We start from the raw sequence: 16861 nt of genomic DNA on the forward strand, positions 1-16861 counted from the left end.
ATAGCCGCGTCGCCTAGGCGTTCGCTGATTGTTCGCCCTTAGCGTTGTCTGGCGTACCTTCCACGCTATGCCCTCTAGCCCGCTCTGGTTGAAGACTTAACCGACCAGCGCCTTCACGCCGGGCAGTTCCTTGCCTTCCATCCATTCGAGGAAGGCGCCGCCGGCAGTCGAAACGAAGCTGAAATCGGCAGCTACGCCCGCATGGTTGAGCGCCGCGACCGTATCGCCGCCGCCCGCTACGGAAGTCAGCTGCCCTTCCTTGGTCAGCGCCGCCGCCGTCTTGGCCAGCGCCACGGTCGCCGCGTCGAAAGGAGCCATCTCGAACGCGCCAAGCGGGCCGTTCCACACCAGGGTGCGGCAATTTTTGAGCGCGTCGCCCAATGCCTCGACCGCGGCGGGGCCAACGTCCAGGATCATCTCGTCCTCGGCCACCTCATGCACATTGCAGGTGCGGACAGAGGGCGGATTGGCCGCAAATTCCTTCGCCACCACCACGTCATAGGGCAGATGGATGGTGCAGCCGGCGGCGTCGGCCTTGTCGAAGATCGCCTCCGCCGTCGACGCCAGATCCTTTTCGCACAGCGACTTGCCGACATCGACGCCGCGGGCATGGAGGAAGGTGTTGGCCATGCCGCCGCCGATGATCAGATGATCGACCTTGGCCACCAGATTGTTGAGCACGTCGAGCTTGGTCGACACCTTGGCGCCGCCCACAACCGCCGCGACCGGCTTCACCGGCTCGCCGAGCGCCGCTTGCAGCGCGTCCAGTTCCTTTTCCATCGAACGGCCGGCAAAGGCGGGCAGCTTGTGCGCCAGACCTTCGGTCGAGGCATGGGCACGGTGCGCGGCGGAGAAGGCGTCGTTGACATAGAGGTCGCCGATCGCCGCCATCGCCTCGACCAGCGCCGGGTCGTTCTTTTCCTCGCCGGCATGGAAGCGCGTATTTTCCAGGATCGCGATGTCTCCGGGACGCATCACCTTGATGCCGTCGACCGCGGCTTCGCCCTGACAATCCGGGATGAACTGGACTTCGCGGCCCAGCACCTGGGTCAGCGGGCGCGTGATCTTCGACAGCGAATATTCCGGGTTCTTCTGTCCCTTGGGGCGACCGAAATGAGCCAGGATCAGCACCTTGGCACCACGATCGGCCAGTTCCAGCACGGTCGGCATCGCTGCGCGCAGGCGGGTGTCGTCGCTGACCGAACCGTCCTGCATCGGCACGTTCAGATCCTCGCGCACCAGCACCACCTTGCCGGTGATGTCGCCCATGTCGTCGAGTGTCTTGAACGGCTTGGCCATGGTCGCTCCTAAATTTTGAATATCAGCAGAAAAACCCCGCCGGATCGGTCCGGCGGGGTCGGGAAGGTTTAGAGGAACTTCGCCACGACACCGGTGGTGTCGATCATGCGGTTCGAGAAGCCCCATTCATTGTCGTACCAGCTGAGCACGCGGACCAGCTTGCCTTCGATGACAGCCGTTTCCAGGCTGTCGACGGTCGAGCTGCGCGCGTCGCCATTATAGTCGATCGACACCAGCGGCTCGTCCGAATAACCGAGCACGCTCTTGAGCGGGCCGGATTCCGACGCGGCCTTCAGCAGGCCGTTGACTTCCTCGACCGTTGTGTCGCGGCTGGGGATGAACTTCAGGTCGACGACCGAGACGTTCGGGGTCGGCACGCGGACCGACGATCCGTCCAGCTTGCCCTTGAGCGCGGGCAGAACCTCGCCCACGGCGCGGGCGGCGCCGGTGGTGGTCGGGATCATCGACAGGGCGGCGGCGCGGGCGCGGCGCATATCCTTGTGGATCTGGTCCAGCGTATTCTGGTCGTTGGTGTAGCTGTGGATCGTGGTCATGAAGCCGCGCTCGATGCCGATCGCGTCATGCAGCACCTTCGCCAGCGGGGCGAGGCAGTTGGTGGTGCAGCTCGCGTTGGAGATCACCACGTCATCGGCGGTCAGCGTGTCATGGTTGACACCGAACACGACAGTCTTGTCGACATTGGTGCCCGGAGCCGAGATGACGACGCGCTTGGCGCCGGCGGTCAGGTGGGCGCTGGCCTTGTCCTTGGTGGTGAAGATGCCGGTGCATTCCAGCGCGATTTCGACGCCCAGTTCGGCGTGCGGCAGGTTGGCGGGATCGCGCTCCGCCGTCACCTTGATCTTCTTGCCGTCGACGACCAGGAAATCGCCGTCGACGCCGACGTTGCCGGCCCAGTTGCCATGGACCGAGTCCCGCTTGAACAACAGGGCATTGGCCTGCGCATCGCCCAGATCGTTGATGCTGACCAGTTCCAGATCATGGTCCGTGCGCGACAGGATTGCGCGCGCCACCAGCCGGCCGATGCGTCCGAAACCGTTAATTGCTACTTTCGTTGCCACTGCACTAGCCTCCTGGGATGTGGTTGTCGGTTCAGTTACTGTTGAGAGCGGCCGCAACCTGCGGCGCGATCTTGGCGGCGGTCAGGCCGAAATGGTCGTAGAGCGCTTCCGCCGGGGCCGACGCGCCGAAGCTGTCGATGCCGAAGCGCAGACCGGCGATGCCAGTATAGCGCTCCCAGCCGAAGGTCGTGCCCGCCTCGATCGACACGCGCAGCACATGATGCGGCAGCAGATCGTCCTTGTAGGACTGCGGCTGCGCCTCGAAATGCGCGAAGCTGGGCATGGACACGACGTCGGCGCCGATGCCCTGTTCTTCCAGCGCCTTGGCGGTGGCGACGGCAATCTCGACCTCGGAACCGGTGGCGATCAGCACCACATGGCGCTCGGCCGTTGCGGCCACCAGGCGATAGGCGCCCCTGGCCGACAGATTCTCACCCGCCTTTTCCGTGCGCAGTTGCGGCAGATTCTGGCGGGTCAGCGCCAGCACCGACGGGCCGGTCGCGTCCTTGAGCGCCAGTTCCCAGCATTCCGCAGTCTCGACGATGTCGGCCGGGCGATAGACGTCAAGATTCGGGATCATGCGCAGAGACATGACATGCTCGATCGGCTGGTGGGTCGGGCCGTCTTCGCCGAGGCCGATGCTGTCATGGGTCAGGACATGGATAACGCGCTGCTGCTGGAGCGCGGCAAGCCGGATGCCGCCGCGCATATAGTCGGAAAAGACCAGGAAAGTGCCGCCATAGGGGATCACGCCGCCATGCAGCGCCATGCCGTTCATCGCGCAGGCCATGCCGAATTCGCGAATGCCATAATAGACATAGCGGCCCGCATAATCGTCCCTGGTCAACGGGCAGGTCGACTTGGTCTTGGTGTTGTTGGAGCCGGTGAGGTCGGCCGAGCCGCCCAGCGTCTCGGGCAGCAGGTCATTGATCGCGCCCAGCGCCAGCTCGCTGGCCTTGCGGGTCGCGACCTTCTGCGGATTGGCGATCAGACTGTCGATATAGGCGTCGAGCGAGAAGTCGGCAGGCAATTCACCGGCCATGCGGCGAGAAAATTCCGCGCTCTTTTCGTTGCTTACAAGACGATTTTCCCAAGCAGCGCGAACATCGGCGCCCTTGGCGCCGATCGCCTTCCACGCATCGGCAATGTCGGCCGGGATGACGAAGGGTTCGGCCGTCCAGCCGAGAAATTCGCGCGCGGCGGCGACTTCCGCCTCGCCCAGCGCGGAGCCGTGGACGCCCGAGGTGCCCACCTTGTTCGGCGCGCCATAGCCGATCTTGGTGGCGCAGGCGACGATCGAGGGACGCGGATCGGCAACCGCCTCGTCCAGCGCGCGGCGCACGTCGGCGACGTCATGGCCGTCGCACGACACGACATGCCAGCCGGTCGCGGCATAGCGGGCCAGCACATCCTCGCTGCTCGACAGATCGACCGCGCCGTCGATGGTGATCTTGTTGTCGTCCCACAGCACGATCAGGCGGCCGAGATTCAGGTGCCCGGCCAGGCCGATCGCTTCATGGTTGATGCCTTCCATCAGGCAGCCGTCGCCCGCGATCACCCAGGTGCGGTGGTCGACCAGATCGTCGCCGAACTGCGCGTTCAGGTGACGCTCGGCAATCGCCATACCGACCGCGGTGGCCAGACCCGAACCGAGGGGACCGGTGGTCGCCTCAACGCCCGCCAGTTCGAAATTCTCCGGGTGGCCGGCGCAGGGGCTGTGCAACTGGCGGAAGTTGGCGATGTCCTCGATCGTCGGCTTGGCATAGCCGGTCAGGTGCAGCAGCGCATAGATCAGCATCGAACCATGACCGGCCGACAGCACGAAACGGTCGCGATCGGCCCATTTGGGCTGGGTCGGATCGAACTTCAGATAGTCTCCGAACAGGACCGTCGCCACGTCCGCCATGCCCATCGGCATACCCGGATGGCCGCTGTTGGCGGCCTGCACGGCGTCCATGGATAGCGCCCGGATGGCGTTGGCGAGCGACTTTTCGGAAACGGTCATACTGGGCGGGCGTCTTTCCTGAACAGGCATAGATGACGGCCCGCACGCTTGCGGGCGAGTCGAGTTGGCGCCTCCTTTGTCGCGTCAAGCCCCATGCGTCAACCATCGCAGGGGGCAAAGCCGCGTCGAACCGCCCTTTCCCGGCTTCCACGTGCGCACGGCTTTCGCTATGGGTGAGTCATGGCTAGCGAGCGCATGATGCAGGCGATCGGCACGCTGGAGCGTGCTGTGAGCCGGCTCGAACAGGAAGTGGCCGACATTGTCGCGGCCGCGCATTCCCCGTCCACACCCGGCATAGACGTGCCCGCAGCCCATGCGGCGCTGCGGTCGCTCGACGAGCTGATCGAGGATATCAGGGGACGGACTCATGGCTGACACGACGCTCCATATCGCCGGACGGCATTATGATGTCGTCGTGCGCGACGGGGAGGAACAGCATCTCGCCCGTCTGGCCAAGATGATCGAAGAGAAAGCCCGCATGGCGCAGCGCTCCACGCCGGGCCTAACGGAAGTGCGCACGCTGCTGTTCGCCGCGCTGTTTCTGGCGGACGAACTCAACGACCTGCGGCGCGAAATGGCGGGCCGGCAGGAGGCGCTGGCGCTGGAGGCCGACGACGAAGCGGCCGCCCGCGCGGTCGAGGCGCTCGCCGCGCGGATAGAAAAGCTGCGCGACGGGCTTGCCGCACCCGCAGCAAGCGCCTAGATTGGCAGTGACGGGCACTGCGCGGCACGAGCTTTAGCGAACATCCCTGAGGCGATAATCACATCCACGGGGGCTGTCCCTGGGCGGGCTCTGGCCCGATCTATATGGTTCCCACCTGACGTTGAGGCGTCAGTGGATTTTCCAGCAAACGACCGAGGCGGTCCCGTCACCCTTCCAGCCGCTTGAAAAGGCTCATGATGAGCGACGATTCGCCTGCCGCCGACAAGACGACATTGCGCGCCATCGCCCGGCAGCGGCGGCGCGGTTTCGTCGCCACGCTCGATCCGCTGGCGCACCGGCTCGCGTTCAAGGTTCTTCCCTCTCCGCTTGCCCGCCATCTGGCCAAAGCGCAGATCGTCGCGCTCTATATGGGGCTGGATGACGAGGCGCCTGCCCAGCGGCTTGCAGCGCAACTGCAGGCCATGGGCAAGAGCATCGCACTCCCGCGCGTGATCGATCGCATCGGCGGCATGGACTTTCTGGCATGGCGGCCCGAGGACCAGCTTGTCCCCGGCCCGTTCCGCACCAGCCATCCCGAACCCAAGAGCGCCCCCGTCGCGCCCGACGCCATCATTGCGCCGCTGGTCGGGTTCGATCGCGCCATGACCCGCCTGGGCCAGGGCGGCGGCTATTATGACCGCGCTTTCGCCCGCTTTCCCGACGCGCTGCGCATCGGCATCGCCTGGTCGGCGCAGGAATTTGACCAACTGCCGGCCGACCCCTGGGATTTGCCGCTGCACGCCATCCTGACCGAAGTCGAACTGATCGAGGGGCCGGAACTATGAGCATCGACCCGCGCCATTATCATCAGCCCAGTTGGCGCAAGCCGGTGGGGATGCTGAGCATCATCGGACTGATCCTGCTCTGGGCCGTGCTGGTCGCCAGCCTCTCCGGCCCGATCGGCGCGCTGCCGATGTGGGTGCAGGTCCCGGTCTATGTCGTGCTGGGGATCGTCTGGATCTGGATATTGCCGCTCCGGCGCCTGCTCGTCTGGATGGAGACGGGACGCTGGCGGCGCGGTTAACCCGTGACAAGTCCTTCGCGAATCACTATCAACCCGTTGAGATAGCGTAACGGAACGCCCCGCCTGTGCGCGGGCATCCGCGCTGCCGGACGGAGTGCGACGCCATGACGATCGTGCCATCGCTGTTCCTCATGCGCCCGGCGCGCGCCTTTCCCGTCCGCGCTTTCCCTTTTCCCTATCGAGCGGCGCCACCCCGCTTCACACATCGACGTCGTTGGTGGCACGGACCCACTGGCACAGGAGACGGTGATGGTTGGATTGGGTAAAAGACTTTTCGCTGAAGCAATGGGGACATTCTGGCTGGTTTTCGGCGGTTGCGGCAGCGCGGTGCTGGCCGCCGCCTTCCCGGACGTGGGCATCGGCCTGCTGGGCGTCAGCCTGGCCTTCGGGCTGACGGTGCTGACCATGGCCTATTCGATCGGCCATATTTCCGGCTGTCATCTCAATCCGGCGGTCACGATCGGCCTGTGGGCGGGCGGACGCTTTCCAGTCCGCGACATCGCACCCTATATCGTCGCGCAGGTCGTGGGCGCCGTCGTGGCGGCCGCACTGCTGCTGTTCATCGCTAGCGGCCAGCCGGATTTCGCGCTGACGGACAATGGCTTGGCGGTGAACGGCTATGGCGTGCAGTCGCCCGGCGGTTACACGCTGGCATCGGGGCTGGTCATCGAACTGGTGCTGACCTTCGGCTTCCTGTCGGTGATCCTCGGCGCGACCGACAGCCGGGCGCCGGCGGGCTTCGCCCCGATCGCGATCGGCCTCGCGCTGACGCTCATCCACCTGATCAGCATCCCGGTGACAAACACGTCGGTCAATCCGGCGCGCAGCACGGGACCGGCGCTGCTGGTCGGCGGACTGGCGATGCAGCAGCTCTGGCTGTTCTGGATTGCCCCGATCGCCGGCGCGCTGGCCGCGGGCGGCGTCTATCGCTGGCTCGCCACCGAACCCCTGCCGCCTGCCGTGACCGGCGACGCGCTATAAGCGCATGGAAAGGGCCGGCGTCCCCGCGGGACGCTGGCCCAATGGCCGGCAGCGACTGAAAATCGAAGAAAAATCACCTTCCGGTCAGGGAAGGTGGCGCGAGTGACGGGGCTCGAACCCGCGACCTCCGGCGTGACAGGCCGGCACTCTAACCAACTGAGCTACACCCGCGCAGGGTGGCATCTTTCGGAACCCGATGGTCCCCAGACGATGCAAATCTTCAACACCTTTCCACCTTCCGGTCAAGGAAAGTGGCGCGAGTGACGGGGCTCGAACCCGCGACCTCCGGCGTGACAGGCCGGCACTCTAACCAACTGAGCTACACCCGCGCAGGGTGGCATCTTTCGGAACCCGATGGTCCCCAGACGATGCAAATCTTCAACACCTTTCCACCTTCCGGTCAAGGAAAGTGGCGCGAGTGACGGGGCTCGAACCCGCGACCTCCGGCGTGACAGGCCGGCACTCTAACCAACTGAGCTACACCCGCGCAGGGTGGCATCTTTCGGAACCCGATGGTCCCCAGACGATGCAAATCTTCAACACCTTTCCACCTTCCGGTCAAGGAAAGTGGCGCGAGTGACGGGGCTCGAACCCGCGACCTCCGGCGTGACAGGCCGGCACTCTAACCAACTGAGCTACACCCGCGTTTGGTGTGGAAGCGCCGTCTATGAGCGTCCGCCGATGCTGTCAACCGTCCGTAACATCAGTTTCCTCTTTCTCATCATTTTCTTTGCGGCGCGAGACGGTGAGCGTCCCCTGTTCGAACAGGAAACCCGCAATATCCGGCGTTCCCGCCGCCGATACGACAGTCTGGATGATGATCAGCAGGGGCACGCCCAACAGCGCGCCCGGCGTGCCCCATACCCATCCCCAGAAGGTCAGGGACACGAGAATCAGCAGCGGGTTCATCGTCAGCCGCCGGCCGAGCAGCATGGGCGTAATGACATTGGCCTCCACCAGATGGAAACCGACCTGCAACGCGGCGGGCAGCAGCGCTACATAGACGTCGTCGAACACCATCAGGCCGCCCAGTCCCAGCAGCACGGCCGCCAGCATCGGTCCGAAATAGGGGATGAAGTTGAGCAGCGCGACGATCCCGCCCCACATCAGGGGCGAAGGCATGCCGATCAGCCAGAGGGCGACAGCGACGGCCAGCCCCAGGCACAGGTTGATCGTGGCGATGGTGATGACATAGGCGGATGTCGCGTCGACCACATTCTGGATCACCCGCGCAACCGCCATCGCGCCGTCGAAGCTGCCCCGGCTGTTGATCGTGCGGCGGCGCAGCTTGGTCCAGCCGGCAAGGAAGAAATAGATGATGAGCAGCGCGAACACCATCTGGATGATCGCCGAAGGCGCGGACGTCGCCGCCAATTGCAGCAAGGACCGCGGCGCCTCCACCGCGGCCGTTTGCGCCGCCGCGACCGGCCCGGTCGCCAGCATCTGCACGGTTTCGTCGACGAAGCGCTGGAGATTGGCATAGAAGTCGATCAGCGGCGCGAGATTCGTTTGAATCTGCGGCAGGCGCTGGGGCAGGATGCGGAACCAGTCGGTCGCGGGGACGACGATCAGCACCAGCGCGGTATTGGCGACCAGCAGAAAGCCGACCACCGCAATCAACGCTGCCAGCCCGGAGGGCATTCCGCGCCGCTCCATCCATTCGAGCAGCGGCACCAGCGCGATCGCGATCACCAGCGCTGCGGTCAGCGGCAGGAAGAATTCCGCCCCCGCGCGCAAGGCGAAGGGCAGCGCGAGGATCAGCCCGATACCCGATGTCAGCGCGATCGAGGCGAGCAGGCGGTCGCGCCGCCGATTAATTTCCTGCTGTTCCGCCGGTGTCACGCCCGATTCTCTTCGCCCGTTCAATGTCTTCCGATGTGCGCCGGGCGTTGAACGGCGTCAATTTACAATAGTCGTCACAGCTTTGGCGATCGCTCTTAGGGAAAACAGTGGCTTAACCAATTGTTCGCTATCCCCCGCTATGCCACAGGCTGGAAAATGAAACGGGGCGGGCAATGAAGGCACGGACAGGGGCATGGCTGGGCGCGATGGCCTGGTTGAGCGCGGCCGCATCGGCGCCCATGTCGGCGACGGCGCAGCAGCCGTTGCGGCTCGACGCGCAGATGTTCGTCGAGCGGATCACGACCGACCTCAACGGCCGCCCGCGCCGCCTGCTGGCCAGCGCAAATCGGCCCATGCCCGGCGACCAGCTCGTCATCCTGCTCCACTGGCGCAACCAGGGCAGCACGCCGCTGCGCGACGCGGCCGTCATCCGCCCGTTGCCGCGTGGTCAGGAACTGGACCTCAGCGATCCGGCGATGCAGCTTTCGGTCGACGGGGGTATCCATTGGGGCCGACTGGATCAGCTATGGCTGCCCACGCCGCTGGGCGGGACACGTCGCGCGATCGCAGCCGACATCACCCATGTCCGCTGGACCTTGCCCGATGCGGCGGCGGGCCAGTCGGGACGGATCAGCTATCGCGCCATTCTCCGTCGATAGGGCGCTTGAGTTCCCCCTTTGGCCTCCCTACACGAGCGTTGCAGTACGGAGACATGCCATGCCCAAAGCCGGCGAACTGACCTACCTTGCCAATCTGGGCGACATCGGCCGTGAACATTCGCTGGAGAAGCCCTTTTCGGACGTCGGATGCGGCATCGCGCTGGCCTCGATCGGCTTTATCATGACCTTGCTGCCGCCGCCTCCTGCCCGGATTCTGGACCTGGGCTGCGGCGGCGGCTGGACCAGCGTCTTTTTCGCCAAACGCGGCTATGAGGTGGTAGGGCAGGATATCGCGCCGGACATGATCGAGGTCGCACGGCAGAATTGCGAGCGGCACGGACTGTCCGATCGCCTGTCCTTCCTGTGCAGCGATTTCGAATCGCTCAATATGGACGGCAGCTTCGACGCGGCGATCTTCTTCGATTCGCTGCATCATGCGGAGGACGAGTTGCTGGCGATCCGTTCCGCCTATCGGGCGCTCAAGCCGGGCGGCCTGCTCATCACTCATGAGCCGGGCGAAGGTCATGCCGCCGCCCCGGAATCGATCGAGGCGATGCGCCTCTACGGCGTCACCGAACGGGACATGCCGCCGCGCCTGATCATGCAGCGCGGGGAGGAAGTCGGCTTCACGGACTTTCGCGTTCTGCCAATTCCCCATTATCTCCACGACATTTACTACCGGCGACGCACCTATCCCAAGCGCCTGCTGAGCAAACGCCGCTGGAACATGGCCAAGCGCGTCCTCAAGATGGTCTTCGATCCCGATCCCGGCCTCAGCGCCATCGTCGTCATGACGAAATGACAAGCAGGACGGGGAAAGGCTGCAAACCCCTCCCCGTTCTCTTGGCTATCAATCCACGAACAGGAAGGCCGGCGCCTCCAGCAATTTCCTGACCGCCTGGACGAAACTGGCAGCATCCCAGCCGTCGACCACACGATGATCGCAGCTGATCGACAGGTTCATGAGCTTCGCCGCGACAATCTCCTTGCCCCGGAAGACGGGTCGCTCGATCACGCGGTTGGGACCGACGATCGCCACTTCCGGCCGGTTGATGACCGGCGTGGTTGCGATGCCGCCCAAAGGCCCCAGCGAGGTGAGCGTGAGCGTCGAGCCGGACAGTTCCTCCGACTTCGCCTTGCCGGTGCGCGCTGCGTCGGCCAGGCGGCGGATCTCGCTCGCCAATTGCCAGACATTACGGTCCTGCGCATCACGGATCACCGGCACCATCAGCCCTGCATCGGTCTGCGTCGCCATGCCCAGATGCACCGACCCATGGCGCGTCACCACGCCCGCCTCATCATCATAACGGGCGTTGAGCATCGGATAGTCGGGCAGGGCCTTACAGAGGGCGACGATCAGCAGCGGCAGCATGGTGAGCTTCGGGCGATCCCCGCGCCCGGCGTTGAGCTGCTCGCGCAGCGCCTCCAACGCGGTGACGTCGATCTCCTCGACATAGGTGAAGTGCGGGATATGACGCTTGGACGCGGCCATATTCTCGGCGATGCGCCGGCGCATCCCGATGACCTTGACGGCCTCGTCCGCGCGCTTCGCCGAACGTCCGGCGGGGCGATAGCCCTGGCCGGAACCGTAAAGCAGATAAGCGTCGAGATCGGCATGGCGGATGCGGTCGCCGCTAGGCTTCACCTGGGCAAGATGGACCCCCAGTTCCTGGGCGCGGGCGCGCACGGCGGGCGACGCAAGAATGGGTTCGGCCTGCCCGTTCGCGGCCTCATTCTCGTTCGGGTCGAGCGGCGTCGAAGCCCTTTGCTGCGCCCCAGACGACGCTGCCTCACCTTCGGTTCGGCCAGGCCCTTCGACAGGCTCAGGGCGAACGGGGGTGGGTGTCACAGCCTCGATCGCCGCTTCACCCGGCGGCGGGGCTTCGGCGGTCGGCGGAGCGGCAACGTCCCCCTCCACCTCTATCTCCACCAGCATCGCCCCGATCGGCACCTGGTCGCCCGGTTCGCCCGCCAGCCGCACCACCTTGCCCGCGACCGGGCTTTCCATCTCGACCGTCGCCTTATCGGTCATCATGTCCGCGATCGGCTGGTCCTCCTCCACCCGGTCGCCGACCTTGACATGCCAGCCGACGATCTCGGCCTCTGAAATGCCTTCGCCGATGTCCGGCAGCTTGAACGTGAAAAGGGCCATTTTCGTAGCTCCATTCGTGTCGAGCGAAGTCGAGACACGCTATTTGACAACTTCGCTTCCGTTTCTCGACTTCGCTCGAACCGAACGGAAGTGGGGACGATCAGTCCCTCATGATCTTGTTGATCGCTTCGCGAATGCGCACCGGACCGGGGAAATAGGCCCATTCCAGACTGTGCGGATAGGGCGTGTCGAAGCCGGTGCAGCGCTCGATCGGCGCTTCGAGATGGTAGAAGCAGCGTTCCTGCACGAGCGACAGCAGTTCCGCGCCGAAGCCGCTGGTCCGCGTCGCCTCGTGCACGATCAGGCAGCGGCCGGTCTTCTTCACCGACGCCTCGATCGTCTCGATGTCGAGCGGCACCAGGCTGCGCAAGTCGACAATCTCCGCGTCGATGCCCAGCGCGGTGACAGTATTTTCCACCACATGGACCATCGTGCCGTAGCACAGGATGGTCAGCGCCTCGCCCGCCCGCGCGATCCGCGCCTTGCCCAGCGGGATGCGATAGTGGCCGGTCGGCACCTGCGCCGCCTCATGCCCCGCCCAACTCTTGGCCGGCGTATCATAATGGCCGTCGAACGGGCCATTATAGATGCGCTTGGGCTCGAAGAAGATGACGGGGTCATTATCCTCGATCGCGGCGATCAGCAGCCCCTTGGCGTCATAGGGCGTCGACGGGATCACCGTCTTGACCCCCGATACATGGGTGAAGATGCCTTCGGGCGACTGGCTGTGCGTCTGGCCGCCGAAGATGCCGCCACCAAAGGGCGACCGCACCGTCATCGGCGCGACGAACTCGCCCGCCGACCGATAGCGCAGTCGCGCCGCCTCGCTCACCAGCTGGTCGAGCGCGGGGTAGATATAGTCGGCGAACTGGATTTCCGGCACCGGCCGCAAGCCATAGGCGCCCATGCCGACGGCGACGCCGATGATCCCGCATTCGGTGATCGGCGTGTCGAACACCCGGTTCTTGCCATATTTCTGCTGGAGGCCCGCCGTCGCGCGGAACACGCCGCCGAAATAGCCGACATCCTCGCCCATCACGACCACGTCCGGGTCGCGTTCCATCATCACGTCCAGTGCGCTGTTGATCGCCTGGATCATGTTCATCTGCGCGACGTCATCGCGCGCTTGCGTCAGCGTCTCGCTCACAGCCCCGCCGCCTTCCATTCGTCCAGCATCTGCTGCTGCTGTTCCCTGAGGTGCCAGGGCATCTCCTCGAACACATCCTCGAACATGGATTCCATCGGATGATGCAGACCATGGCCCAATATGCCGTTCTTTTCCGCCACGCGCGCAGCGTCGCGGACCATTTCGGCCAGCTCCTGGTCCATCGCCGCGTGGCGTTCCTCGTCCCAGATGCCCAGCGCGATGCAATGCTGCTTCAACCGCACGATCGGATCGCCCAGCGGCCATTTGCCGCCTTCCTCGGCGGAGCGATAGGCGCTGGGGTCGTCGGACGTGCTGTGGCCTTCGACCCGATAGGTGAAATGCTCGATCAGCGTCGGCCCGGCATTGGCCCGCGCCCGGTCGGCCGCCCAGCGGGTCGCGGCATAGACGGCAAGGATGTCATTGCCATCCACCCGCAGACCGGCAATGCCATAGCCCACGGCGCGTGCGGCAAAGGTGGTCGCCTCCGCTCCCGCGAAACCTGAAAAGCTACTAATAGCCCACTGATTATTCACCACATTCATGATAACGGGCGCGCGATAGACGCTGGCGAAGGTGCAGGCGGAGTGGAAATCGCCCTCCGCCGTCGATCCCTCGCCGCACCAGGTCGCGGCGATGCGCGTGTCGCCCTTGGCCGCGCTCGCCATGGCCCAGCCCACCGCCTGCGGATATTGGGTGGTGAGGTTGCCCGAGATGGAGAAGAAGCCCGCTTCCCGCGCCGAATACATGATCGGCAACTGGCGGCCCTTCAGCCGGTCGCCCTTGTTCGAATAAATCTGGTTCATCATGTCGATGATGGACCAGTCGCGGGCGATCAATATCCCCTGCTGGCGATAGCTGGGGAAGCACATATCGTCCCTGGAAAGGGCCAATGCGGCGCCGATCGACACCGCCTCCTCTCCGGTCGACTTCATGTAGAAGCTGGTCTTGCCCTGCCGCTGCGCCCGGAACATGCGCCCGTCGAAAGCGCGCGTCAGCGCCATGTAGCGCAGCATCTTCAGCAGCGTCTCCGGCGGCTGCTTGGGGTTCCACGGGCCGACCGCCTGCCCGTCCTCATCCAGCACCCGGACCAGGCCATAGGCCATGTCGCGCATCTCTGCGGGTTGCGCCGCCTCATCCGGCCGCGGCTGCGCACCGGCGGGCGGAATGTCGAAATGGGTGAAGTCCGCGCTCTCGCCGGGCCGCGCGGGTGGCTCGGGCACATGCAGTTTCAGCGGCGGCAAATTGCGCCCTGCCTGCCCTTCCATACCCGCAAATCCGTTCGGATCGCTCATCCTGCCTCCTATGACGCATTGCAATAATATTGCTTCGTGCAGATATTATATTTCAACGCCACAAAAGGCAAGCCTTCCTGACCCAATATTCCTTTTCAATTGTCCAGGTCGCTGTCGGGATCAGACGGCGACGGGCGCGGAAATATGGGCTTGCGGCGCGTAATCGATCACCTCGAAATCCTCGATCCGATACGAAAAAATGTCCGAAGGCCGCCGGTTGATCCGCAATTTTGGCGCGCCGGATGGAATGCGATTCATCTGTTCCTCGACCAGATCGGCATGGTTCAGGTAGAGGTGGACGTCGCCACCCTGCCAGACGACCTCACCCGGCTCCAGATCGGTCTGCTGCGCCAGCATCCGGGTGATCATCGACAGACCGAAGATATTGAAGGCAAAGCCCAATCCCAGGTCGCAGCTGCGCTGGAACAACAGGCCGTTGAGCTTCCCGTCCGCCACCTGGAACTGATAGGTCATATGACAAGGCGGCAGCGCCATCTGCGCCACCTGCGCGACGTTCCAACCGGTAAAGAGCAGGCGGCGCGACCCCGGCGTCCGGCGAATCGCCTCGACCAGTTCGGCGATCTGGTTATGCCCCTTCTCCGCCCGTCGATAGAGGCCGTCGCCCGCCGGCTCATAAAGCGGCCAGTTCACCCATTGCGCGCCATAGACCGGGCCAAGATCGCCCCATTGCCGGGCGAAATCCGCATCCTCGATGATCCGCGCCTCGAAAGCATCGCGATCAATCTCTTCCCCGCTCGCCCTGCGATAGGCGTCGAGCGGCCAATCGGTCCAGATATGCACGCCCTGCCGCACCAGTTCGCGGATGTTGGTGTCGCCAGTCAGAAACCACAGCATCTCGCGCGCCGCGACCTTCCAGTAGACGCGCTTGGTCGTCAGCAGCGGCACCGCATCGTCCGCCAGCGAGAATCGCATCGTCGCCCCCAGCACCGACCGCGTGCCCACACCGGTGCGGTCGACCCGCTCATCCCCATGGGTCCAGATATGCCGCATCAGGTCCAGATATTGCTGCTCATAATGGGGCGCGGTCGGGGAAGGCATGTCAGTCAAGGCGGGGTCCTGCGGTAACGAGTCTGGATGCACCGGCTGTAGCCCAGCCGGGAAGGCGCGCCAATCCTGCCGCCATAATGGAGCGATCGGGCTGCGTCTCCCGCCATAATGGAGAGGCCTGCCCTCCTCGCGCGCGGACCGTTCCCGCAGGATCGCCTTATGGGTGCGTATGCCGGATTGATGCTCGCGATTCTGGACCGGGAGTGGCGACCGCGCCACGTCCTGCCGCTGAGTCGGGAATGGCGCCTCCTCCTCCCGCGTCTGCTTGCCGACGAAGCCAGTTGGATCGCCCTGATCCAGCACCGCCGACAGGGGGAAACAGCCCTGCCGCGTCCCGCCGATATCGCCCTCACCCGATCGCTTGCGCGAAGCCTGCGGCCATTGGACATGCGCCTCGCCGACCATGTCATCCATGCCGGAACCGCTTGTTTCAGTTTCCGGCGTGCAGGGCTTCTGTAGCTTATGCAAAAAAAGCGTCATTGACCGCTTGCCAGCCCCGAAAGCCCTCTCTATAGGCGCACTCCTGCCTTACGGGGCCGCCTACAAAGCGGCTTCGGCATCGGTCGGGGAATAGCTCAGCCTGGTAGAGCACTGTCTTCGGGAGGCAGGGGCCGGAGGTTCGAATCCTCTTTCCCCGACCAATTCTCAATTTGGGGGTTGGCGGCATCGCCGCCCCCTTGAGATGGGTCGTTTCCATCGATCGTTTCTGCAAGCATAGCAAAGGGTTGCTGGTAATCAGCGCTTAACTCGCCATGCTTCCAGGTGCAGTTCGATAGTAGGAAATTGAGCAAGCGGCGTTTTTCCGGCCCGCTCGAACCTTCGAATAATCCGTGGGCTTTACGCGCCAGCGTCAGCAGCGCGACGCCCTCGTCCATATAGTCGCACCGCCATCCCCAGCCTCAACAAGATGCTCGTGCTGGAACTGGCGCGGGGCGAATATATCCTGCGACGGGAAAATATCATCGCGCTGGGCAACAGTGGGACGGGCAAGACCCACGTCGCGCTCGCCCTGGGGCTGCGGCCTGCCAGAAAGGCTTCACCGTCGCGTTCACGACCGCCGCGGCGCTGGTGAACCAGTTGATGGAGGCCAGGGACGAAAAGCGGCTCCTCAAGATGCAGCGCGATCTGGCGGCGGTGAAGCTGCTGATCGTCGACGAACTGGGCTACGTCCCACTCTCGCCCACCGGGGCAGAACTGTTGTTCGAGACCTTCTCGCAGCGCTACGAACGGGGATCGACGATCGTCACGTCCAACCTCCCGTTCGAGGACTGGACACAGGTGCTGGGGTCCGAACGGCTCACCAGCGCGCTGCTCGATCGGCTCACCCACCATGTCAGCATCCTCACCATGAATGGCGACAGCTACCGCCTCAAGCAGTCCGCCCGCCGCCGCGCCGCCGGGGCGGAGTAAAACCACCCACCCACGCTGCCTCCGGATCCGCCGGAAAACGCCAAATATGCAAAGGGCCCCGATCGGGGCCCTTTGCATATCAGCGCGCACTCTCAATGGCCTGCTTTTACTCCGCCACGCTGGCCTAATACCAACCTGCATTGATCATGACCCCTGTGCCCATTTGCGGCGCCCGATTGTCATGATGCGCCACGGTTGAT

General features: G+C 64.5%; 16 protein-coding genes, 5 tRNA genes and 1 pseudogene. 10 read left to right on the top strand and 12 right to left on the bottom strand.

Annotated features, from left to right (window positions below; all coding sequences use genetic code 11):
• Positions 1-96: 96 nt before the first annotated feature.
• The 3 genes from AC58EF_RS27465 to tkt form a co-directional block, all read right to left on the bottom strand.
• Positions 97-1299 carry a phosphoglycerate kinase gene (locus AC58EF_RS27465; protein ID WP_497279559.1) on the bottom strand — a complete coding sequence of 401 codons (1203 nt, stop codon included), beginning with the start codon at positions 1297-1299 and terminating at the stop codon, positions 97-99.
• Positions 1300-1367: 68 nt separating this feature from the next.
• Positions 1368-2378 carry a type I glyceraldehyde-3-phosphate dehydrogenase gene (gene gap / locus AC58EF_RS27470; RefSeq protein ID WP_497279560.1) on the bottom strand — a complete coding sequence of 337 codons (1011 nt, stop codon included), beginning with the start codon at positions 2376-2378 and terminating at the stop codon, positions 1368-1370.
• A 31-nt stretch (positions 2379-2409) separates the two neighbouring features.
• A complete protein-coding gene (gene tkt, locus AC58EF_RS27475) occupies positions 2410-4383 on the bottom strand; it encodes a transketolase (protein ID WP_497279561.1) in 1974 nt (657 codons plus the stop codon).
• A 180-nt stretch (positions 4384-4563) separates the two neighbouring features.
• Between tkt and AC58EF_RS27480 the strand changes: the two genes are divergently transcribed.
• The 5 genes from AC58EF_RS27480 (at position 4564) to aqpZ (ending at position 7091) form a co-directional block, all read left to right on the top strand.
• The gene (locus AC58EF_RS27480) at positions 4564-4758 is read left to right on the top strand and encodes a hypothetical protein (protein WP_497279562.1); all 195 of its coding nucleotides are present in this window, start codon (positions 4564-4566) and stop codon (positions 4756-4758) included.
• Entirely contained in the window at positions 4751-5086 is a 336-nt protein-coding gene (locus AC58EF_RS27485; protein ID WP_497279563.1) for a cell division protein ZapA, read from the top strand. Before AC58EF_RS27480 ends, AC58EF_RS27485 begins: the two co-directional genes overlap by 8 nt.
• Before the next feature lie 197 nt (positions 5087-5283).
• Positions 5284-5871 (top strand): 5-formyltetrahydrofolate cyclo-ligase, encoded by a 588-nt coding sequence (locus tag AC58EF_RS27490; protein WP_497279564.1) that lies wholly within the window; start codon positions 5284-5286, stop codon positions 5869-5871.
• Positions 5868-6110, top strand: a complete 243-nt coding sequence (locus AC58EF_RS27495) for a DUF2842 domain-containing protein (protein ID WP_497279565.1) — start codon at positions 5868-5870, stop codon at positions 6108-6110. Before AC58EF_RS27490 ends, AC58EF_RS27495 begins: the two co-directional genes overlap by 4 nt.
• Positions 6111-6359: 249 nt before the next feature.
• Positions 6360-7091 carry an aquaporin Z gene (gene aqpZ, locus AC58EF_RS27500; protein ID WP_497279566.1) on the top strand — a complete coding sequence of 244 codons (732 nt, stop codon included), beginning with the start codon at positions 6360-6362 and terminating at the stop codon, positions 7089-7091.
• A 94-nt stretch (positions 7092-7185) separates the two neighbouring features.
• Here aqpZ and AC58EF_RS27505 read toward each other — a convergent pair.
• The 5 genes from AC58EF_RS27505 to AC58EF_RS27525 form a co-directional block, all read right to left on the bottom strand.
• A tRNA-Asp gene (locus tag AC58EF_RS27505) sits at positions 7186-7262 on the bottom strand.
• An 81-nt stretch (positions 7263-7343) separates the two neighbouring features.
• Positions 7344-7420, bottom strand: a tRNA-Asp gene (locus AC58EF_RS27510).
• A gap of 81 nt (positions 7421-7501) precedes the next feature.
• Positions 7502-7578 (bottom strand) — tRNA-Asp (locus AC58EF_RS27515).
• A gap of 81 nt (positions 7579-7659) precedes the next feature.
• Positions 7660-7736, bottom strand: a tRNA-Asp gene (locus AC58EF_RS27520).
• A 42-nt stretch (positions 7737-7778) separates the two neighbouring features.
• The gene (locus AC58EF_RS27525; RefSeq protein ID WP_497279567.1) at positions 7779-8933 is read right to left on the bottom strand and encodes an AI-2E family transporter; all 1155 of its coding nucleotides are present in this window, start codon (positions 8931-8933) and stop codon (positions 7779-7781) included.
• A 206-nt stretch (positions 8934-9139) separates the two neighbouring features.
• Between AC58EF_RS27525 and AC58EF_RS27530 the strand changes: the two genes are divergently transcribed.
• Both AC58EF_RS27530 and AC58EF_RS27535 read left to right on the top strand, forming a co-directional pair.
• On the top strand, positions 9140-9592 hold the full coding sequence (locus AC58EF_RS27530) for a hypothetical protein (RefSeq protein ID WP_497279571.1): 453 nt from the start codon (positions 9140-9142) through the stop codon (positions 9590-9592).
• A gap of 58 nt (positions 9593-9650) precedes the next feature.
• On the top strand, positions 9651-10394 hold the full coding sequence (locus AC58EF_RS27535; RefSeq protein WP_497279568.1) for a class I SAM-dependent methyltransferase: 744 nt from the start codon (positions 9651-9653) through the stop codon (positions 10392-10394).
• Between the two features lie 48 nt (positions 10395-10442).
• Here the strand turns inward: AC58EF_RS27535 and AC58EF_RS27540 are convergent, their stop codons facing one another.
• From AC58EF_RS27540 to thyA, 4 genes are all read right to left on the bottom strand, one after another.
• Entirely contained in the window at positions 10443-11744 is a 1302-nt protein-coding gene (locus AC58EF_RS27540) for a dihydrolipoamide acetyltransferase family protein (RefSeq protein ID WP_497279569.1), read from the bottom strand.
• Between the two features lie 100 nt (positions 11745-11844).
• Positions 11845-12849: an alpha-ketoacid dehydrogenase subunit beta gene (locus AC58EF_RS27545; protein ID WP_497279572.1), complete on the bottom strand. Its 1005-nt coding sequence runs from the start codon at positions 12847-12849 to the stop codon at positions 11845-11847.
• A 38-nt stretch (positions 12850-12887) separates the two neighbouring features.
• Positions 12888-14183, bottom strand: coding sequence for a 3-methyl-2-oxobutanoate dehydrogenase (2-methylpropanoyl-transferring) subunit alpha (locus AC58EF_RS27550; protein ID WP_497279570.1), 1296 nt, complete (start codon positions 14181-14183; stop codon positions 12888-12890).
• Between the two features lie 120 nt (positions 14184-14303).
• Positions 14304-15242, bottom strand: coding sequence for a thymidylate synthase (gene thyA, locus AC58EF_RS27555; RefSeq protein ID WP_497279573.1), 939 nt, complete (start codon positions 15240-15242; stop codon positions 14304-14306).
• Positions 15243-15431: 189 nt separating this feature from the next.
• Here thyA and AC58EF_RS27560 point away from each other — a divergent pair, with 189 nt between their 5' ends.
• The 3 genes and pseudogenes from AC58EF_RS27560 to istB form a co-directional block, all read left to right on the top strand.
• Positions 15432-15710, top strand: coding sequence for a JAB domain-containing protein (locus AC58EF_RS27560; protein WP_497279574.1), 279 nt, complete (start codon positions 15432-15434; stop codon positions 15708-15710).
• Between the two features lie 105 nt (positions 15711-15815).
• Positions 15816-15892 (top strand) — tRNA-Pro (locus AC58EF_RS27565).
• Between the two features lie 245 nt (positions 15893-16137).
• Positions 16138-16661, top strand: a pseudogene (gene istB / locus AC58EF_RS27570) (IS21-like element helper ATPase IstB); the annotation flags it as partial.
• Positions 16662-16861 lie beyond the last annotated feature (200 nt).

The sequence above is a fragment of the Sphingobium sp. WR1 genome (genome assembly GCF_059693745.1).